This window comes from Parabacteroides massiliensis (assembly GCF_900155425.1).
Classification (GTDB): Bacteria; Bacteroidota; Bacteroidia; order Bacteroidales; family Tannerellaceae; genus Parabacteroides; species Parabacteroides massiliensis.
On the sequence record NZ_LT700191.1, the window covers coordinates 895,422 to 915,457 of the forward strand.

17 protein-coding genes and 1 tRNA gene are annotated in these 20,036 nt (G+C 46.3%); 9 read left to right on the plus strand and 9 right to left on the minus strand.

All coding sequences use genetic code 11. The annotated features are described in order from the left end of the window. Positions 1-156: 156 nt before the first annotated feature. Genes pstC through BQ9893_RS14780 form a run of 5 tightly spaced genes read left to right on the plus strand, consistent with a single transcriptional unit; the run spans position 157 to position 4,977 of the window. Complete coding sequence (gene pstC, locus BQ9893_RS14760) at positions 157-1,347, plus strand: phosphate ABC transporter permease subunit PstC (RefSeq protein WP_075967396.1); 1,191 nt, start codon at positions 157-159, stop codon at positions 1,345-1,347. A gap of 8 nt (positions 1,348-1,355) precedes the next feature. Further along, a complete protein-coding gene (gene pstA / locus BQ9893_RS14765) occupies positions 1,356-2,243 on the plus strand; it encodes a phosphate ABC transporter permease PstA (protein WP_075966705.1) in 888 nt (295 codons plus the stop codon). Between the two features lie 13 nt (positions 2,244-2,256). Further along, on the plus strand, positions 2,257-3,009 hold the full coding sequence (gene pstB, locus BQ9893_RS14770) for a phosphate ABC transporter ATP-binding protein PstB (RefSeq protein WP_075966706.1): 753 nt from the start codon (positions 2,257-2,259) through the stop codon (positions 3,007-3,009). Positions 3,010-3,057: 48 nt separating this feature from the next. Then, a complete protein-coding gene (gene phoU / locus BQ9893_RS14775) occupies positions 3,058-3,735 on the plus strand; it encodes a phosphate signaling complex protein PhoU (protein WP_075966707.1) in 678 nt (225 codons plus the stop codon). A gap of 39 nt (positions 3,736-3,774) precedes the next feature. Further along, positions 3,775-4,977 carry a porin gene (locus BQ9893_RS14780; protein WP_075966708.1) on the plus strand — a complete coding sequence of 401 codons (1,203 nt, stop codon included), beginning with the start codon at positions 3,775-3,777 and terminating at the stop codon, positions 4,975-4,977. Here BQ9893_RS14780 and BQ9893_RS14785 read toward each other — a convergent pair whose 3' ends face one another. Genes BQ9893_RS14785 through BQ9893_RS14795 form a run of 3 tightly spaced genes read right to left on the minus strand, consistent with a single transcriptional unit; the run spans position 4,978 to position 10,405 of the window. Further along, positions 4,978-7,407, minus strand: a complete 2,430-nt coding sequence (locus tag BQ9893_RS14785; RefSeq protein ID WP_075966709.1) for a glycoside hydrolase family 95 protein — start codon at positions 7,405-7,407, stop codon at positions 4,978-4,980. Between the two features lie 8 nt (positions 7,408-7,415). After that, positions 7,416-8,510 (minus strand): glycoside hydrolase family 5 protein, encoded by a 1,095-nt coding sequence (locus BQ9893_RS14790; RefSeq protein WP_075966710.1) that lies wholly within the window; start codon positions 8,508-8,510, stop codon positions 7,416-7,418. A gap of 47 nt (positions 8,511-8,557) precedes the next feature. Then, the gene (locus BQ9893_RS14795; protein WP_075966711.1) at positions 8,558-10,405 is read right to left on the minus strand and encodes an ABC transporter ATP-binding protein; all 1,848 of its coding nucleotides are present in this window, start codon (positions 10,403-10,405) and stop codon (positions 8,558-8,560) included. 154 nt (positions 10,406-10,559) lie between these two features. Here BQ9893_RS14795 and BQ9893_RS14800 point away from each other — a divergent pair, with 154 nt between their 5' ends. The 4 genes from BQ9893_RS14800 to BQ9893_RS14815 all read left to right on the plus strand — a co-directional run bounded on the left by BQ9893_RS14800 (position 10,560) and on the right by BQ9893_RS14815 (position 14,137). Continuing rightward, positions 10,560-11,033: a radical SAM-associated putative lipoprotein gene (locus BQ9893_RS14800; protein ID WP_075967397.1), complete on the plus strand. Its 474-nt coding sequence runs from the start codon at positions 10,560-10,562 to the stop codon at positions 11,031-11,033. Continuing rightward, on the plus strand, positions 11,030-12,103 hold the full coding sequence (locus tag BQ9893_RS14805; RefSeq protein WP_075966712.1) for a TIGR04133 family radical SAM/SPASM protein: 1,074 nt from the start codon (positions 11,030-11,032) through the stop codon (positions 12,101-12,103). Before BQ9893_RS14800 ends, BQ9893_RS14805 begins: the two co-directional genes overlap by 4 nt. Positions 12,104-12,198: 95 nt before the next feature. Next, positions 12,199-13,974, plus strand: coding sequence for a DUF4091 domain-containing protein (locus BQ9893_RS14810; protein ID WP_075966713.1), 1,776 nt, complete (start codon positions 12,199-12,201; stop codon positions 13,972-13,974). Between the two features lie 88 nt (positions 13,975-14,062). Beyond that, positions 14,063-14,137 (plus strand) — tRNA-Val (locus BQ9893_RS14815). Positions 14,138-14,175: 38 nt separating this feature from the next. Here the strand turns inward: BQ9893_RS14815 and der are convergent. From der to BQ9893_RS14845, 6 genes are all read right to left on the minus strand, one after another. Further along, positions 14,176-15,489, minus strand: coding sequence for a ribosome biogenesis GTPase Der (gene der / locus BQ9893_RS14820; protein ID WP_075966714.1), 1,314 nt, complete (start codon positions 15,487-15,489; stop codon positions 14,176-14,178). A 28-nt stretch (positions 15,490-15,517) separates the two neighbouring features. Then, positions 15,518-16,408 (minus strand): GTPase Era, encoded by an 891-nt coding sequence (era, locus tag BQ9893_RS14825; protein WP_075966715.1) that lies wholly within the window; start codon positions 16,406-16,408, stop codon positions 15,518-15,520. Beyond that, a complete protein-coding gene (locus tag BQ9893_RS14830) occupies positions 16,392-17,396 on the minus strand; it encodes a beta-ketoacyl-ACP synthase III (RefSeq protein WP_075966716.1) in 1,005 nt (334 codons plus the stop codon). The genes era and BQ9893_RS14830 overlap by 17 nt, the downstream gene beginning before the upstream one ends. A gap of 106 nt (positions 17,397-17,502) precedes the next feature. Further along, positions 17,503-17,688 carry a 50S ribosomal protein L32 gene (rpmF, locus tag BQ9893_RS14835; protein WP_005634607.1) on the minus strand — a complete coding sequence of 62 codons (186 nt, stop codon included), beginning with the start codon at positions 17,686-17,688 and terminating at the stop codon, positions 17,503-17,505. Between the two features lie 12 nt (positions 17,689-17,700). Further along, a complete protein-coding gene (locus tag BQ9893_RS14840) occupies positions 17,701-18,288 on the minus strand; it encodes a YceD family protein (RefSeq protein ID WP_075966717.1) in 588 nt (195 codons plus the stop codon). Positions 18,289-18,376: 88 nt separating this feature from the next. Then, a complete protein-coding gene (locus BQ9893_RS14845; protein WP_075967398.1) occupies positions 18,377-19,531 on the minus strand; it encodes a sensor histidine kinase in 1,155 nt (384 codons plus the stop codon). Positions 19,532-20,036 lie beyond the last annotated feature (505 nt).

Below are 20,036 nucleotides of genomic sequence, written 5' to 3' on the forward strand. Positions count from 1 at the left end.
TATTGATTGCATTAGACGGAGTAGCCCCCCCGCCTCTACATTGTCATTTTTTGAAATACTAACGTAACAATATCGTAACACTCCATTCAATTTCATGTAATCACTTCGTAACATTTGTTTCGTTCCTTTGCCGGTAGAAATAAAAAGGTAAACAAAGTGAGAAAGTTTTTCGAAAAGATTGTAGAAGGAGGATTACTCATCAGCGGAAGCGTCAGTAGCCTTACGATTTTGCTGATCGTGTTCTTTCTGTTCAAAGAGGCCGGCGGCCTTTTCAATACTCCGGCCACAGAAGAAGGTTATGTTCTTGCCGTAAATAAAAGCAACGATGTCGGAAAATTATCACCGGAGATGATCATGGACATTTTCGACGGTAATATTACCAACTGGAAAGATATCAGCGGGATGGATCAGGATATCCTGATATTCCGTTTCTCCGATCTGACCAACTATTATACGGAGGAGGAACTGGGTGACGAATTTCAATACGTCCCGCAAAAGATCAGCGAACTGGTGGCGAAAGAACCCGGTATCATCGCTTTCTTTCCCAAGCAGTATTTACTGGAAAACGGTTTTCAGGGAAAAGTCCTGCCGGAAGAGAAAATCACATTGGGAGAGTTTTTCGGAGGGACGAAATGGTATCCAACCTCGACACCGGCCCCTATATTCGGATTGATTCCTTTGTTGTTGGGCACTTTACTGGTCAGTATCGGCGCAATCGTCCTTTCACTTCCTTTCGGGATTGCGGTGGCTATTTACATGGCTGAAATTGCAAATAAGCGGACACGCGGCCTCTTGAAACCGATCATCGAATTGCTCGCGGGCATTCCGTCTGTTGTCTACGGTTTCTTTGGTTTGGCAGTGATCGTGCCGCTCATCCAGAAGACATTTGACCTGCCTGTCGGCGAAACGGCTTTTGCCGGCAGCGTGGTCTTGGCAATCATGGCACTCCCTACGATCATCACCGTTGCAGAAGATGCCATGCGGACAACGCCCCGTGCCATGAAAGAGGCAAGCCTCGCCCTGGGTGCGACCCAATGGCAGACGATCTACAAAGTAATCATCCCGTACTCCATTTCCGGCATTACATCCGCAATCGTGTTAGGTATCGGACGTGCGATAGGCGAGACGATGGCAGTCCTGATGGTAACCGGAAATGCGGCCGTCATCCCGACTTCCTTCTTCGAGCCGGTACGGACCATCCCCGCGACAATCGCCGCCGAACTGGGGGAAGCTCCCGCCGGAGGCGCACACTACGAAGCTTTGTTCCTGCTCGGCGCCGTTCTCTTCCTGATCACGTTGATATTGAGTATCTCCGTCGAATATATTTCATCTAAAAGAAAAATCTGATTCACATTATGGCACCTGTACAAAAGTTAGAAAATATAGATTTGAAGAAACGAACCTCACAAAAGTTTGCATTCGGATTCTTCACCCTGTTGAGTTATCTGGTCGTGGCGATCTTGTTCGTGATCTTAGGGTTCATCATCATTAAAGGAGGCAGCGTGATCAGCTGGGATTTCCTGACGAAAGCACCGGAAGAGGGCATGACGGAAGGTGGAATCTTCCCGGCGATTGTCGGGACTTTCTACCTGATCGCCGGAAGCAGTATCATCAGTTTCCCGATCGGGATCATGAGTGGCATCTACATGAACGAATATGCGACAAACGGCAAATTGGTCCGTTTCATCCGTATCATGACAAACAACCTGAGCGGAGTCCCGTCGGTCGTATTCGGTTTGTTCGGAATGTCGCTGTTCGTTAACGCGTTAGGTTGGGGCGACTCGATCATCGCCGGTTCGTTTACACTGGCATTGATGTCACTGCCTCTGATTATCCGCACGACGGAAGAGGCTCTGAAAAGCATAGACGACTCGTTCCGGCACGGCAGCTTGGCATTAGGCGCAACGAAACTACAGACCATCCGCCGTGTCGTGCTCCCGATGGCTTTCCCGAATATCATCACCGGCCTGATCTTGTCAGTCGGACGTGTATCGGGCGAAACAGCTCCTATCCTGTTCACCGTGGCGGCCTATTTCCTTCCTCAATTGCCGGGAAGTATCTTCGACCAGTGCATGGCATTGCCTTACCACTTGTATGTCATATCCACGAGTGGGACAGATATAGAAGCCTCCCGCGGCATGGCATACGGAACAGCCTTGGTGTTGATTGCCATCGTCTTGGTTGTCAACCTGCTGGCAAATCTATTGCGCAATTATTTCGCTAAGAAAGTAAAAATGAATTAATTGATAATTATCTATGATAAAGATTGATGCTCAAAATGTAGATTTCTATTACGGTGACTTTCATGCGTTGAAGAACATTTCGATGCAGATAGAAGCCAACACCTCGGTAGCCTTTATCGGCCCGTCGGGTTGTGGTAAATCTACCTTCCTCCGCTTGTTCAACCGTATGAACGACCTGATCCCCGACACACGTTTGGAAGGAAAGATATTCATCGACGGACGGGACATATACAGCAAAGGGGAAAAAGTCGACACGCTCCGCAAAAATGTCGGAATGGTGTTTCAGAAACCGAACCCGTTCCCGAAAACAATCTTCGAAAATGTGGCTTACGGCCTACGCGTAAACGGCGTTAAGGACAACGAATATATCGAAGAGACCGTAATCAAAAGCCTGAAACAGGTCGTTCTCTGGGATGAGGTCAAAGACAAGCTGAAAGATTCGGCTTTCGCTCTTTCCGGCGGCCAACAGCAACGCCTTTGTATCGCACGGGCATTGGCTATCTCGCCTTCCATCCTGTTGATGGACGAACCAACTTCTGCCCTCGATCCGATCTCTACAGGCAAGATCGAGGATTTGATCCATGAACTGAAAAAGGAATACACGATCGTGATCGTCACACACAACATGCAGCAAGCTGCGCGTGTAAGCGACAAGACGGGATATTTCTATTTGGGCGAACTGGTCGAATATGGTGAAACACGTAAAATATTCACCAATCCGGAAAAAGAATCGACACAGAATTATATTACAGGGAGATTTGGGTGAGAAGATTCATAATCCATAAATCACAAATTATAAATCATAAATCAAAACATGAAGGTTATTGAACAAGAAATAGCAGCGTTAAAGAATACGATTAACGAGATGTGGGCACTCGTCCACCAGCAGATATACAATGCCGGTGAAGCGATGCTGACCGGAGACAAGGAACTGGCCTATAAAGTGCTCAGCCGTGAACGCCGCGTGAATGCATTCGAGCTGAAGATCGACAGCGATTGCGAAGATATCATCGCCCTGTACGCACCGGTGGCCATCGACCTCCGCTTCGTACTTGCCATGTACAAGATCAACACGAACCTGGAACGCCTCGGTGACTTCGCTGAAAGCATCGCACGCTTCTCCGTCAACCTGCCGGAAGGGGAACCGATCGATCCGGAACTGGTGAAGATCGCCCGCGTAGAAGAAATGTTGCACGAACTGCTTAGCATGATATCATTGACACAGGAGGCCTTTGAAAAGGAAAGTTCCGAGATTGCGTCACGCATTTTCCTGAAAGACAATATCATCGACGAGATCAATCACGATTCGACTCCTCTGATCGCCCAATATATCGAAGCACATCCGGGTAGTGCACTTGCCGGCCTTTACATGGCAGGCGTCATCCGCAAGATGGAACGCTTCGGTGACCATTGCACCAATATTGCAGAAGAACTGATCTTCTACCTGGATGCGAAGGTGATGAAGCACATCGGCAAAACGGAAGAAAAATAATATCTTTGCAGCCAGAATCAAACATAATCGTAATCGACAATGAAACGACTAACGGCATTCTGGCTGTCAGCCTGCTTTTTATGCACTGTTCCCATACAGGCGCAATCATTTATTCCCGAACGGGATTCCACCGACATTTCCCTGTTTGAATATACAACGAAAATACCCAAGCGCAATAATGTATTCAACCTGGATCTGGAAATGCATGCTTCTTTCAATACTTTTTTCACCGAGCACAAGCTGGATGAAGCCGCTTTCCGTTTCAACCACATCAAGCTCGAAGCGACCGGCGAAATAAACGACCGTCTTTTCTACTGGTACCGCCAAAACCTCAACCAGGGGAATAAAGGCATGGATCTGGAGAACCTGCCGGAATCAATCGAATATGCTATGATCGGCTATCGCCTCAACGATAAATTCACGGTCACATTAGGAAAACAGGATGCAGTCTGGGGAGGGTTCGAATATGACCTCGATCCGTATTCGATATATGAATACAGCGACATGAACGAATACATGGATTGCTATTTTACAGGGGTTACGCTCGGTTACCAGCCGACTCCTTCCCAAGAACTACGTTTGCAAGTAACAGACAACCGCATCGGGAGCATGGAGGACGCTTACGGCCTGCTTCCTGCCGGAATCGAAAAGCCACGTGCTCCGCTTTTCTACACATTTAACTGGAACAGCAGTTATTTGGACGAGGTTCTGAACCTCCGCTACTCCGCCACGGCCGGAGAACAGGCCAAAGGGAAATGGATGTATATGGCATGGGCCGGACACAACGTTTGCACCGGTCCGTTCGATGGCTATTTCGATGTGATGTACACACGCGGCTCACTCGATCCGTTGGGTATCCTGACCGAGTTGGTTCCTCCGTCCGGCGAGAATGATGAAGGGCCTGTCTGCTTACGTAACGTCCAGTATCTTTCACTCGTAGCGGAGATAAATTACCGCTTTCATCCGAAATGGAACGCCTTTACCAAAGGAATGTACGAAACCGGGTCGGTCTATAAAGCGGGAAATGAAGAGGGAGAACTTCCTGACGGGAAATACCGCACAGCATGGGGCTTGCAGGCCGGCGTCGAATTTTATCCGATGGCGGATGAAAACCTACATATCTTCTTCACGGGAACAGCCCGCTCTTACAACCTGACGGAAAAAGCAAAAGCGCTATGTGCTTTCATTGAAAACACACAGCGCTTGTCGATAGGGTTCATATACAAATTGCCGTTGTATTGATCAGAACATCAGAGCCAATTGATCCCCTGCCTGCAATTCTACTTTCAACATGCCGTCTACAACCGGGAGAGATACGGCTTTTTGGTTGAGCTTGATGCTCATATTTGCGGAGTCGGCGGGAAGCTTGATACGGAACGAACCGGTAACCAGGGCTTTCAAACCGGCTTCCGTCAACCGGCCTTCTTTCCATTTGGCAGACACTTCGCCACCTCCACGGACTTTAAGACCTTTAAAACTTCCGTTTTTCCAAGCGGAAGGCAGGGCGGGAAGCAGCTCGATTTCTCCCGTCTGGCTCTGTACCAGCATTTCGGCAATACCGGCACAACCACCAAAGTTACCGTCTATCTGGAAAGGAGGATGCGCACAGAACAGGTTCGGATATGTCCCGCCACCATTCGTCATATTCGTTTTACGGTCCACACACGGACGAAGCAAGTCGGCAAACAGCTTATAAGCATGGTCGCCATCATGCAAACGCGCCCAGAAATTGATCTTCCAAGCCATCGACCATCCCGTACTCTTATCGCCACGAGCCACCAGTGATTTGCGGGCTGCTTCGGCAAGCTCAGGCGTACGCTTTATCGATATCTCATTGCCCGGATACAAACCGTAAAGATGGGAGACGTGGCGATGATGCGGCTCTACCTCTTCAAACGGTTCGAGCCATTCCATGATACGCCCGTCCTTGCCGATTGTCGTCGGCATCAGGCGGGCACGTTTGGCAGCAAGTTCACCGGCAAAGGCAGAATCGACCCCTAAGATATTGGCAGCCTCGATCGTATTGGTGAACAGTTCGCGAACGATCTGGTTGTCCATCGTCGAACCGGCACAGATATGCGCCGTCTTACCGTTCGGCAGTTTATACCCGTTTTCAGGCGAAGTTGTCGGAGCCGTCACCAGGTATTTGTTGCGTGGATCTTCCACCAACATATCCACGAAGAACCGGGAAGCACCTTTCAACACTGGATATACATCTTTCAGATATTCCTTATCCAACGTATAGAGATAATGCATGTACAGATGTTCGCAAAGCCAGGCGGCGGAAGTATTGGTCGCCCCCCATGACGGATGTTCGCCCGGTGCGGTGAACTCCCAGACATTTCCCAAGATATGTGTCACCCAGCCGCGGGCGTTATAATAGGCTTTAGCCGTCCGTTCGCCACTGGCAACCTGCTGCTTCGTCCATTCCACGAGCGGAAGATGGAGCTCGGAAAGGTTCGCCACTTCGGCCGGCCAATGGTTCATCTGAAGATTGATATTCAGATGATAGTCACCGTTCCATGGGGTATTGATCGTATTACACCAAAGCCCCTGCAGATTGGGAGGAAGCAAGCCTACACGCGTAGAAGAGATCAACAGATAACGGCCAAATTGGAAATAGAGCGCCCCTAAAGATGGATCGTCCGGATCGGCACTGAAAGCTGCGAGACGCTCGTCTATCGGCAGATCCTCACGAGAAGAATGTCCCAAATCCAGATCCACACGGCCGAACAGGGAACGGTAAGCAGCAATATGCCCTTTCTTCAAAGAGGCGAAATCTTTCTTTTCGGCATTAGCCAGCAGGGAAGCGACTTTTCCTTCCAAGTCTTTATCGAAATAATCGGTCGCCATGCTCACCAACAGGATTGCTTCGGAAGCATTCCGCACGGAAACAGTCGAATCTCCAGAAGTCACATTTCCCCCTTTCGGCAGGATGACACGAACACGCGATGCATAGCGGAGGCCTTTCATCTCCAGTGTATCGACACCGTCAGGCAACTGCCCTTGCATCAGAAGGTCATGCCCGTCAGCCGTCACCTTACAGTGTTCGGGGCGGTTCATACCCAACGAGAAGTTCAGTGCCCTATCCGCATCGGCAGTCAGGTGGATCACGCCCAGATCATCGGCAAAAGAGGTAAAGACTTCACGGTCATACGTCACCTTTCCTCTTCTAAAAGAAGCTGTAGCAATCGCATTGTCCAGATTCAATTCACGTCTATACCCGGAGATCGAATCGGAACTGCCTTGATAATCATAATTCAGAACAAGATTGCCCAACAGTTGGTAACTGCCATACGGGACATTTGCTCCTTGCCCTTGTCCGCTCCCCTCGCCCTTACAGACGAAAGTATTGTACATCAACTCCTGTGCTTCGTCGTTACGTCCTTCGAACAGGAGTTTGCGGATCGTTCCCAACGAATAGTAAGCCTGTGGGTTATCCGTTTCCTGCTTACTGCCCGACCACATGGAGATTTCGTTCAAAACAATCTTTTCCGTATCGACACCTCCGTCCGGCATCAATCCAAGGCGTCCGTTACCCAATGGGAACGTCTCCTCCCATATTCCGGCCGGAGCATCGAAATGATAAGACAACGGTTTGCCCGTTTTCACTTCCGGCATATTGCAGCCAACCAGAATCATAAACAGAAAAACAAATGCGTTATATTTCATAATTACAATTATTTGATATTTTTTCCAGTAAGTATATCTATCAAAGCTGTTTGCGGCATGCCATTCTCTATAATTCCGAAGCCTCCTTTGTAATCCCAATTGGCTCTTGCAATTCCATACTTATCAAACAGCTCTATCATATCTTGATACCAACGTTCTTTATCGGCTTTTGGAGTTGCGGCGATACAACCGAACTCACCACAATACAACGGGAGTTGGTGTATACGAGCAAAATCGACCACCTCTTTGAAATGTTTTTCGATCACCTCTTTGTTAAATTCCACTTTATTCCAATAAGCGAACTTGTCATACAATTCACCTTTCAATTGTTTCAAATCTTCATCGGCAATCAATTTTCCCGGATAATGCACCTTTCCGGTATAGTCTTTTACGTTCGTCCAACCGGCTCTATAATGGGTCAACAAGAAAGGATTATAATAATGGAAACTTATAATCAAGTTCGGATCATTCTCGGGTATCTTCAGATATCGCATCGTTTCATATCCTTGCCATCTATTAGACCCTACAAGTAACGACCGTCCGGGTTCTAACTGACGAATGGTCCGAACACATTCAGCAACAATATTATTCCATTGTTCATGGTCGTCAGCTACCGGTTCGTTCATCAATTCATAAGCTAAAAAATCGACTGAGTAGGTATGCAGTTCCTGGCTTAATTGCTTCCACAAATCATAAAACCGAATCTGCTCTTTCCGATCTGTAAAGAGTGGTTTTTTCTTCGCATTAAAATGGTGAGAACGCAATATATGCAAATCCACAATTACTTTTAACCGATACTTTTGACACCATGACAGAGCATTATGCAGCAAAGAAAAAGCTTCTTTTTCTTTGCTGCCATCGGGGGTAAACATTTGTTCTTCATCCACGGGTAAGCGCAAATGGTCAAATCCCGCTTCTGACAAAAATTTAACATCATCCTCTGTAAAAAAGGCAGCCCTCTTTTCACCTCTTGAATTACTTTGTGATAACCAATGACTGATATTGATTCCTCTCTTAACCGAAAAATTGTTCTTTTCCTGTGCAAAAACACCACACATATAACAAAGACAACAAATACTAATCAACCATGCTCTCTTTTTCATAAAACTATTATATTTTAGATTGTCACTACTCGGGCTATTACTTCTTATCAAAAACTTTGCATGTCGCACAATCTCTTATAATATCCATCCAACACTATCAACTCTTCGTGCCGTCCGCGCTCTACAATCTCCCCTTCATGCATCACGCAAATCTCGTCTGCACCCCGAATCGTCGAGAGCCGGTGTGCGATCACGATTGTCGTACGGTTACGCATCAGATTCTCCAAAGCCTCCTGTACCAAGCGTTCCGATTCGGTATCGAGTGCAGAAGTCGCTTCATCGAGGATCAGGATCGGCGGGTTTTTCAGGATAGCGCGTGCAATACTGATACGCTGACGTTGTCCACCCGACAACTTGCCGCCACGATCGCCGATATTGGTATCATACCCTTCCTCACTCGCCATGATAAAATCATGCGCATTGGCGATACGGGCCGCCTCCTGGACCTGTTCAAGCGTAGCCCCTTCCACTCCGAAAGAAATATTATTAAAGAACGTATCGTTAAAAAGAATCGCCTCTTGGTTGACATTTCCCATCAGACCGCGCAGATCATACAAGGTCGCGTCACGCACGTCCGTACCGTCGATCGTTATGCTCCCCTTGTCCACATCATAGAAACGAGGCAGCAAATCCACCAGTGTGCTCTTTCCCGACCCCGACTGACCGACCAACGCGACCGTGTGTCCTTTCGGGATTGTCAAGTCAATGCCTTTCAGTACCCATTCATGCTGGTACTTGAACCAGACATCCCGGTAACAAATACTTTTCGTCAGAGCAATCGGTTTCGGGTTTTCTGGATCGTTAATATCGCTTTCCGCCTTCAGAATCTTATCCACACGATCCATAGAGGCAAGTCCCTTCTGAATGGCATAAGAGGCCTTGCTCAGATCCTTCGCCGGATTGATGATGCTGTAAAAAATCACCAGGTAATAGATGAATGTAGAGGCATCGATCGGACTGTTGCTGCTTAAGATCAGCGTTCCGCCATACCACAGCACGATTGCGATCGTGGCCGTCCCCAAGAACTCGCTCATCGGATGCGCCATCTGCTGGCGGCGATAAATGCGGTTTGTCAGCCGCCGAAACGTTTCATTACTCTTTTCAAAACGATCCTGTATTTTCTTCTCCGCATTGAAAGCCTTGATAACGCGCAAGCCGCCTAAGGTTTCCTCTATCTGACTCATCAGATAGCCCCATTGCTGCTGTCCTTCGAATGATTTTCGTTTCAACTTCTTCCCGACAGCGCCCATCACGTATCCGGCGAAAGGCAACAGAATGAAAACAAAAAGCGTCAACTGCCAACTGATAGCAATCATCCCGATCAAGTAGATCAGGATCAGGATCGGGTTCTTGAAGAGCATGTCGAGCGAACTCATGATCGAGGTCTCTATCTCGTTCACATCTCCCGAAACGCGAGCGATTATATCTCCCTTCCGCTCCTCCGAGAAAAAGCCCAAAGGAAGTTCGGTTATCTTACGGTTGATCTGGTTGCGGATATCACGAACGACTCCCGTACGGATCGGGATCATCGTGTAAAAAGCCATATACATTGTCCCGACTTTCAAGAAAGTGGACACAATCAGGAAAATGCCCAATATAATCAGAGTGAATGAACCGCCTTTCGTCTCGATCATGTCGGAGACGTACCAGAAAAAGTTGTTTTTCAGCAATTCGGGAGTCGCTTTCCAGGCTTCGAGCGAGAATGGGGCGAAGGTCCAGTCTGTATAAGCATAAGTTTCGTCACTGATTTTAAACAAAATATTCAGAATCGGAATAATTAATGCAAAAGAAAATAGATTCAATATGGCAGACAAGACGTTAAATATCACATTCCACACCATAAATTTCTTATAGGGAGGCACGAAGCGCCCCAGTATACGCAGAAAATCCTTCATGTTTGATCGATCGATTGAATTAGGGGCGCAAGTTACTCAAAATAGAATATATACCATAGAAGAAGATAAGATATCTGAAAGAAAATGATATAAGATGCAACTATATATTTTATATTTGCATCAATATTATAGTATAAACAAATACTATAAGAATATGAAAAAAATATCTGCCTCCATCCTGAAAAGTGTCAATTGCTTATTAACCGGCATACTTATGCTGCTGGGGTTCTCTTCATGCGACCAAGTATCGACTGATATGTATGGCACTCCTCACGCCAATTTTACTATCAAAGGCAAAGTTGTAAACGAAGAAAACATGCCGATTCCGGATATTGAAATAACATGTCTGGTAGGACATCAGGGTGATAATAAAAGCGGGTTCGATACAATACCGCCTGTTTCAACAAGTCCTACAGGCACTTTCACTTGCCAGTTTGAAGAATTTCCAACCGACAAATTGCGAATCATAGCAACAGACATCGATGGTACCCGAAACGGTTCATACGAAAAGGACTCCACAGACCTTGCTCTTTCCAGTGATGATTATAAGGGGAACAAAGGAGACTGGTTTAATGGCTCTGTCGAAAAAGAAATAAATTTCAATCTCAAAAGAAAAGAAAAACGATGAATAAACGCCCAGGATTACGCAAACGCCTTGCATTAGAACTATTCAGAAGCATCCGGAAGAACCGGGCCAAGATACACGAATTGCGTACACTCTTTTGGGAGTGCACGCTTCGTTGTAACGCCTCCTGCCTCCATTGCGGTAGCGATTGTCATGTCTCGTCTGAGTATCCGGACATGCCGGTCGAGGACTTCCTGAAAGTGATAGACGAAATCACGCCCTATGTAGACCCGCACAAGGTGATGATCACTTTTACCGGAGGAGAAGCATTGGTCCGTAAAGATATCGAAGCATGCGGACGGGAACTGAATAGACGTGAATATCCTTGGGGAATCGTCACCAACGGATTGCTACTTAACCGCACACGGCTGGACTCGCTGTTGGCAGCCGGAATGCATTCCATCTCCATCAGCCTCGACGGGTTCGAAGAGGCACACAACTGGCTCAGGGGAAACCGCCGGAGCTTCGAAGCCGCTGTCAATGCCATTGCGATGCTGGCGGAAGAGAAGGAGATCGTCTGGGATGTCGTGACCTGCGTCAACCAGAGAAACTTCAAAGACCTGATGCTGTTCAAGAATTTCCTGATCGAGCTGGGAGTCAAGAACTGGCGTATCTTCACCATTTTCCCGGTTGGAAGGGCGGCTGAGACTCCGGAGTTGCAAATCGACAACGGACAATTCACCTGGATCCTCAAGTTCATCCGCCATTGCCGCGCGGAAGGTAAGATACATACAAGCTTTGCCTGCGAAGGTTTCCTTGGCAATTACGAGGGAGAAGTCCGTGACCAAATTTTTCACTGTAATGCGGGTGTCAGCACGGCATCGGTTCTGATCGATGGAGCTATATCCGGCTGTCCGAGCATCCGTGCCAACTTCCACCAAGGAAACATCTACAAAGACAGCTTCGTTGATGTTTGGAACAATGGCTTTCAGGAATATCGCAACCGGGAATGGGCACGGAAAGGCGCGTGTGCTGATTGCGATATGTTCCGCTATTGCGAAGGGAGCGGCATGCACCTCCACGACGATAACGGTAACCTGATCACTTGCCACTATCGGAGAATTGACAATTGATAATTTCTTTCCCTCCCTAATTGTCAATTCTCCATTGTCAATTGTCAATTCTTTCCTATCTTTACCCACGTAAACTAAAAAACATCAATCATTTCATGAAAAATGCTCTTATCCTATCAGCCTTGTTGACACTGGGGCCAGTCTGTTTCGCTCAACAGACAGAAAAGTATCCTTTGGGCAATTATGAGGAACTTACAGACACCAAGCCGCACGATGGCACGGAAGTCTGGAACAAAATGACAACGCCAACCTGCCTCAGTTGGGGAACAACGGATATCCGCTACAAAAAGCTGAATGTACCTGACATTAAAAAGACAACCCGCTGGCAAGGAAAGGCCTGGAAAGGGGAACGCATCAATGCACAAGCTGTGCTGTGGACAAAAGAAGCGTTGGACGATGCTACGATCACCGTCAGCGAGCTGAAAAGCGGCTCTGCCGTAATCCCGGCTTCTGCCGTCACGACAAACTTCGTACGTTATGTCATGACTGACGAACTGAACAAGGACCGCAAAGGCGGTTGCGGACAGCGTGACAACAAAGCCGAATGGGATTCGTCCGTCGTAGCCGATGTCTTGGATATTGTAAAAATACAGGATATCAAAGCCTGTACGACGCAACCAATCTGGTTGAACGTATGGGTTCCATCAGATACCCGCGCAGGGAAATACAAAGGGACGTTGACCGTTTCGGGAAAGAATTTCCAGGATATGAAACTTCAATTCGAAATCGATGTGCTGAACCGCACACTGCCGGCTCCGCAAGACTGGGCTTTCCATCTGGACTTGTGGCAAAATCCTTATTCCGTTGCCCGCTACTACCAGGTTCCCCTTTGGAGCAAGGAACATTTCGATGCCATGCGCCCCGTCATGAAGATGTTGGCGAATGCCGGACAACGGTCCATCACGACCAGCATCATGCATAAACCTTGGGCCGGACAGACGGAAGACCATTTCGACAGCATGGTTACCCGTATCAAGAAGATCGACGGGACATGGGTATACAGCTACGACGTATTCGACAAATGGGTAGAATTCATGATGAACGAAGTGGGAATCAAAGACCTGATCAGCTGCTACACCATGATCCCTTGGGCTTTGACTTTCGATTATTATGATGAAGCAACCAACCGGGTACAGTTTGTCAATGTCAAACCGGGGGATGCTGAATACTCCGAATACTGGGGATCGTTCCTGAAAGACTTCTCCCGCCACCTGCGTGAAAAAGGCTGGTTTGAAAAGACAGCCATCTCGATGGATGAACGTCCAATGGAAGCCATGCGCGAAGCTATCAAAGTCATCAAGCAGGCCGATCCTGCATTCAAAATCACACTGGCCGGCAACTATCATCCTGAAATCCAGTCCGACCTGTATTACCTGAGCATTCCTTACGGTCACAAATTTCCGGAGGATGTAAAAGCTGAACGCGAACGCAAAGGACAGATCAGTACGGTCTACACATGTTGTGCGGAAGCATTCCCGAATACCTTCACGTTCTCCGATCCAGCCGAAGCTCCCTGGACAGTCCTGCATGCCATCGCCGGAGGTTATGACGGTTACCTGCGCTGGGCTGTGAACAGCTGGACAGCCGACCCTCTGCGCGACTCACGTTTCCGTACTTGGGCAGCTGGTGACACATACAGTATCTATCCGGGTCCTCGTAGTTCGATCCGCTTCGAACGTTTGGTCGAAGGTATCCAAGATTGCGAAAAAATCCGTATCCTCCGCGAAGAACTGACAGCCCAAGGAGCAAAAGGTAAACTGGACAAACTGAACAAAGCAGTCGCCAAATTCACTCCGGAAGGCCTGTCCGAAACTCAACAGTCGGCAGCCGAAATGGTGAACGAACTAAACATATTGCTGAACTCACTATAAGTATCAACAAGTATCTTTCCCAAAAAATCATAAAAAATCCCCGGAGAGCACATGACTCCCGGGGATTCCTTTTATCTTTACAACATCAGAACCGTTAGCTCAGCTGGTTTAGAGCGCTGCCTTGACAGGGCAGAGGTCGCCGGTTCGAATCCGGCACGGTTCACACTTCATTATAAAGTGCCAACCGGCGCTTTTTTCATTTTACTTTTCACGAATAAATATATTGACTGGTGTCCCTGTAAAGTTCCAGTTTTCCCGGATCTTGTTTTCCAGGAAACGTTTGTAAGGGTCTTTGATCCATTGCGGCAAGTTACAGAAGAACACAAACGAAGGAACCTGACCGGCTGGAAGCTGCGTGATATATTTAATCTTGATATATTTCCCTTTCCATGCGGGAGGCGGATAGTTCTCGATGATAGGCAACATAATTTCGTTCAGCTTGGCTGTCGGAACACGTCGCTGACGGTTCTCGTATACTTCTTTGGCTGTTTCCAGCACCTTCAGGATACGTTGTTTTGTCAAAGCCGAGATGAACAGGATGGGAAAGTCGGTAAACGGAGCCAGGCGTTCACGGATCGCACTTGTAAAAGTATCGATCACCTTTTGGCTTTTATCTTCCACCAAATCCCATTTGTTCACACAAACAACCAGACCTTTCTTGTTCTTCTGGACCAAAGAGAAGATGTTCAAGTCCTGGCTTTCTATACCGCGGGTAGCATCCAACATTAACACGCAAACATCCGAATTCTCGATGGCGCGGATTGAACGGATCACGGAATAATATTCCAGATCCTCATTCACCTTCCCCTTCTTACGGATACCGGCCGTATCTACCAAATAGAAATTCAGGCCGAACTTGTTATATTTCGTGTAAATAGAATCGCGGGTCGTACCGGCAATATCCGTTACAATATGGCGATCTTCACCAATAAAGGCGTTGATTAAAGAAGATTTACCTGCATTCGGACGACCGATAATGGCGATACGGGGCAGCTCTTCTTCGAGCACCTCCGGCTTATCATCCGGAAGCGTAGCAACAATTTTATCCAACAAATCACCGGAACAAGAACCGTTGATGGCAGAGACACAGAACGGGTCTCCCAATCCGAAAGAATAAAATTCAGCTGAAGAGGGATGCAACTCGAAGTTATCTGCTTTGTTAGCCACAACAATCACTGGCTTCTTGGCACGACGCAGGATAGCTGCGACTTCGTTATCCAAGTCTGTCACACCATTCATCACATCAACGACAAACAAGATCACATCTGCTTCTTCAAGCGCGATTTTCACTTGCTTGTTTATCTCTTCTTCAAAAATATCTTCCGAATTAATCACCCATCCACCGGTGTCGATCAGCGAAAATTCTTTACCTATCCACTCTACCTTGCCGTACTGACGATCACGGGTAGTCCCAGCTTCCTCGTTGACAATCGCCTGGCGCGACTGTGTCAAACGGTTGAAGAGGGTGGACTTTCCTACGTTGGGCCTACCAACTATTGCAACAATATTTCCCATAAACAACTTTTTCTGTCTGTGCTGTTAATCAATCCAGCTGATAACCGAAGTTTTTCAGCATGTTGTCCCGGTTACGCCAGTCTTTTTCTACTTTGACAAACATTTCCAGGAAAACCTTCTTCTCAAAGAAGCGTTCAATGTCCTTACGAGCCATAGCACCAACCTTTTTCAATGCCTGACCTCGATGCCCGATAATGATTCCTTTTTGGGAATCGCGCTCAACAATGATGAGTGCTTTAATATGAATCAGCTCGGCTTCTTCTTTAAACAGCTCAACAACAACCTCCACCGCATACGGAATCTCTTTCTGGTAGTACAAGAGAATCTTCTCTCGAATGATCTCCGTCACAAAGAAACGAGCCGGCTTATCGGTAAGCGCATCTTTCTCGAAATAGGGAGGAGATTCAGGCATCAGATCTTCCACCCTGCGTTTCACATAATCTATATTAAAATTCGAAAGGGCGGAGATCGGGACGATCTCGGCTTTCGGAAGAAGTTCCTTCCATTCGGTCACTAGCTTTTCCAGCTCAAGTTGGGTAGTCGTATCGATTTTGTTAATCAGTAACAAGACCGGACATTCCACTTTCTGGACCTTTTGGAGAAATTCTTCATTCTTGTCAATCTTTTCGACAACATCGGTTACATAAAGCAGCACATCAGCATCACCAAGTGCCGACTGTGAAAAATTAAGCATAGACTCCTGCAACTTATAATTCGGATGCAAGACGCCCGGCGTATCAGAATACACAATCTGCATATCTGCGGTATTCACGATTCCCATAATACGATGCCGTGTTGTCTGCGCTTTCGAAGTGATGATCGAGATACGCTCTCCCACCAAACGGTTCATCAACGTAGACTTTCCGACGTTCGGATTACCAACAATATTAACAAAGCCGGACTTATGCTTGTTTTCCATTATATCCCCATTTAAGATAAATTGCACCCCAAGTAAAGCCGGCGCCAAAAGCGGCGAGAATCAGATTATCACCTTTCTTCAGTTTGTCTTCCCACTCCCAGAGGCAGATCGGTATCGTCCCGGCACTGGTATTTCCGTATTTTTGGATATTTACCATTACCTTTTCCATATCCACACCCAGACGTTTAGCAGTAGCATCGATAATACGCAGATTTGCCTGATGAGGCACGATCCATGAGATATCATCGTGCGTCAGTCCGTTCCGTTCAGCGATCTCAGCTGCAACATCAGCCATGTATGAAACAGCATACTTAAAGACATACTTGCCATCTTGGAAAACAAAATGTTCACGCTTATCCACTGTCTCATGTGAAGGAGGATAGGCAGAACCACCGGATTTCATAATCAGATGTGAATAGCCTACGCCATCGGTACGCAAGATTGTATCCATCACACCTACTTCTTCCGTCGTAGGTTCGAGCAATACGGCCCCACAAGCATCTCCAAACAAAGGACAGGTAGAACGGTCCTGATAGTCCGTTATAGCAGTCATTTTATCACCGGCCACGACAACCACTTTCTTATAGCGTCCCGAACGAATATAGTTGGATCCTGTCTCCAATGCATACAAAAAACCGGCACAAGCTCCCTGCAAATCGAAAGTCATTGCATTCTTGCAACCGGTATGGTAGGCTATGATGGAGGAAGTAGTCGGGAAATGATGGTCAGGCGTAGTTGTTGCTGTAAGGATCACTTCTATCTCTTCCGGGTTCACATTTGTCTTTTCGAGTAACTGCTTCACAGCCCGTATACCCATATATGAGGTTCCCAAGCCCTCACCTTTCAAAATTCGGCGTTCTTTGATGCCAACACGCGTCATGATCCATTCATCCGTCGTATCCACCAACTTCGAGATATCTTCGTTCGTCAATACATCTTCGGGAACATATCCGCCGACGCCTGTTATTACCGCATTTATCTTATCCATATCTTTAAAAAATAAAAAGGACTATATATCCCAATTAAAAAAAAGCCCTAAAAATACTTTTAGGGCTATTTCTTGGTTTATCTAAACTAAATCAGTTCGGATAAACTTACACAGCTGCTTCTTTTTCGATAGCTAACTTACCTCTGTAATAGCCGCATTCGCCGCAAACAGTGTGATAAATGTGCCATGCGCCGCAGTTCGGGCAAATAGCCATTGTGGGAGCGACAGCCTTGTCATGAGTTCTTCTCTTGGCTGTTCTTGTCTTACCTTGTCTTCTTTTAGGATGTGCCATGTTTTAATTTATTTAATTGTTATCATTCTCAAGTAAACCTTTCAGACCATCCCATCTAGGATCTGTTGCCACTGGTATGCCGTCATCAATTGTGATATCTTCATCCACGCTATCGTCTTCGTACTCATCATCTCCGTCATCAGTACTTCTGGCAGTATGCTTCTTCAGCTTGGACGACATTGCCTTATTACATTTTCCCGGCGCATGTACATGCTTCATCGGAATTGCTAATGCAATAAATTCATACAAGAACCACGCAAGGTTTATCGCACCTTCGTCTTCCGGTATAACCACTACTTCGTCACTTTCTTCGGCATATTCTTTACCGAACTTTACCACCAGGCGATTATGCGTATCGATTGGAATTTCCATATCATCCAAACATCTGTCGCACGGAACCATAACAACACCTTCAACCTGAAAGTTCATTTCAAACATCATGGACGACCGTTTTACCGTGAGGTGAACCTTCACTTTGCCCTTCTGGACTTGGTCTCCGTCAATGTCCACAAAAAACTTATTCTCCAATAAATACTCGAATTCGTGTACTCCTGGAGTGAGATTTTTCAAATCTACATTATATAATTTAAACTTTCCCAAAGCCTTTTAGTGTAAAAACCTTGCAAAGGTACGAAAAAACTAAACACAAATGCAACACCTTTGCTGTTATTTTTTATTTTCTAAGATTTTAGCTCTTATATTTCCGAAGTTCAATCCTGAAAGTCGTGCCTTTACCGACTTCCGAACTCTTTACAAATATCTTTCCGTCATGATAAGATTCGATAATACGTTTTACCAAAGACAATCCCAGTCCCCAACCACGTTTTTTAGTCGTATAGCCAGGATTGAATACGGTTTTGAACTTGGACTTGGCGATTCCCTTTCCCGTATCGGTCACATCGATACGAACGACCTTATCACGTTCTTCCACTTGGAAAGTGATTTCACCCTGCCCCTCCATTGCATCTACCGCATTTTTAGTCAAGTTTTCAACAACCCAAGCAAAAAGAGAGTCATTCATCAATACAGGTATTGGATTATCTGTAAGGTGCGTATAAATCTTGACCTTTGAAGATATACGTGTACTCATATAGCTCAAGGCCGAACGGATAGAATTATTAATATCCACCGGAATTGGGTCAGGGTTGGAACCTATCTTGGAAAAACGCTCCGCTATCGTCTCCAAACGCTTCACATCTTTTTCCATCTCACTCAATAGGGAAGGATCTATCTCTTTTGTCCGCAGGTACTCTACCCAGGCTATCAGGGACGAAATAGGCGTTCCTAACTGATGAGCCGTTTCTTTAGAAAGTCCGACCCATACTTTATTCTGTTCGGCTTTCTTCGTGCTTGCAAGCGCCAGAAAAGCGATTGCGATGAAGACAAATACAACCGTAAGTTGTGCATAAGGATAGATCAACAAACGTTTCAGGATGATAGAGTCGTCATAATAGACATATTGGAAAGTACCATCCTCCATATCAATCACAATTGTATTTTTGCTTTTCAGCTTCTTTACCTTTGCTTTCTTAAATTCCTCCACATCATTTTCAGGAAAGTTTATATTCTTCACAAACATGATGCTGTCTTTATCATTACAAAGCACAACCGGGATAGTTGTATTTCCTTCCAAAATTTTCAAAACAAGAGACAAATCCACAGCCGTATTCTTACTTGCCGTTAATCGGGTGGCTTCCGCCCATACTTCCATCTTTTGTCGTTCCTCCTGGGCCAGATTCTTTATCAGCATATCAGAAACAACAAGTGAAGCAATCGCAATAAGGATAGCCGTAAAAATAAACACAAACTTCAACCGTTGGCGGGAATCATATATACTTTTCATATCGAAATATTCAGTCAATATACATGTTGAACGAAAAATATAAAGGAATATTATACCGGATGAAGAATAGTAATACGAAAAAAGCCGACTCAAAACTGAATCGGCTTTCATCATCGAGTGTTGTTTTTGCCTGCACTCTCATTCTAAAACGGCGGCTATCTACTCTCCCACTTTTACGCAGTACCATCGACGTCTTGTACTACTTGTTGATATGTAAATCTTTCAAAGAACTTGTCGCTATCGTTTCGATTGCGGCTGCAAAGGTAAGGACTTTTTTTTAACTACCAAATTTTTCGAAAGAAAATTTGAAAAGTTTTTTCAAAGCCACCGGACGGTCGGACATCTCGCTTAGCCTCGCTAACCTCATCCCCTCTCCCGGGTTACCTCTTCTCCATTACGTCGATCTTCGCCACTCTCGCTCGAATGCGGGTGCAAATGTAGAGCTTTCTATGAATTCAAACAAATTTTTTGGGAACTTTTTTCTCTGTTTTTTTATAGGAGAATA

Bases quoted from the DNA above. Each gene is read 5' to 3' on its own strand.
- pstA (WP_075966705.1), top strand. From the start codon at position 1,356: ATGGCACCTGTACAAAAGTTAGAAAATATAGATTTGAAGAAACGAACC.
- pstB (WP_075966706.1), top strand. From the start codon at position 2,257: ATGATAAAGATTGATGCTCAAAATGTAGATTTCTATTACGGTGACTTT.
- phoU (WP_075966707.1), top strand. From the start codon at position 3,058: ATGAAGGTTATTGAACAAGAAATAGCAGCGTTAAAGAATACGATTAAC.
- BQ9893_RS14780 (WP_075966708.1), top strand. From the start codon at position 3,775: ATGAAACGACTAACGGCATTCTGGCTGTCAGCCTGCTTTTTATGCACT.
- BQ9893_RS14785 (WP_075966709.1), bottom strand. From the start codon at position 7,407: ATGAAATATAACGCATTTGTTTTTCTGTTTATGATTCTGGTTGGCTGC.
- BQ9893_RS14790 (WP_075966710.1), bottom strand. From the start codon at position 8,510: ATGAAAAAGAGAGCATGGTTGATTAGTATTTGTTGTCTTTGTTATATG.
- BQ9893_RS14795 (WP_075966711.1), bottom strand. From the start codon at position 10,405: ATGAAGGATTTTCTGCGTATACTGGGGCGCTTCGTGCCTCCCTATAAG.
- BQ9893_RS14800 (WP_075967397.1), top strand. From the start codon at position 10,560: ATGAAAAAAATATCTGCCTCCATCCTGAAAAGTGTCAATTGCTTATTA.
- BQ9893_RS14805 (WP_075966712.1), top strand. From the start codon at position 11,030: ATGAATAAACGCCCAGGATTACGCAAACGCCTTGCATTAGAACTATTC.
- BQ9893_RS14810 (WP_075966713.1), top strand. From the start codon at position 12,199: ATGAAAAATGCTCTTATCCTATCAGCCTTGTTGACACTGGGGCCAGTC.
- der (WP_075966714.1), bottom strand. From the start codon at position 15,489: ATGGGAAATATTGTTGCAATAGTTGGTAGGCCCAACGTAGGAAAGTCC.
- era (WP_075966715.1), bottom strand. From the start codon at position 16,408: ATGGAAAACAAGCATAAGTCCGGCTTTGTTAATATTGTTGGTAATCCG.
- BQ9893_RS14830 (WP_075966716.1), bottom strand. From the start codon at position 17,396: ATGGATAAGATAAATGCGGTAATAACAGGCGTCGGCGGATATGTTCCC.
- rpmF (WP_005634607.1), bottom strand. From the start codon at position 17,688: ATGGCACATCCTAAAAGAAGACAAGGTAAGACAAGAACAGCCAAGAGA.
- BQ9893_RS14845 (WP_075967398.1), bottom strand. From the start codon at position 19,531: ATGAAAAGTATATATGATTCCCGCCAACGGTTGAAGTTTGTGTTTATT.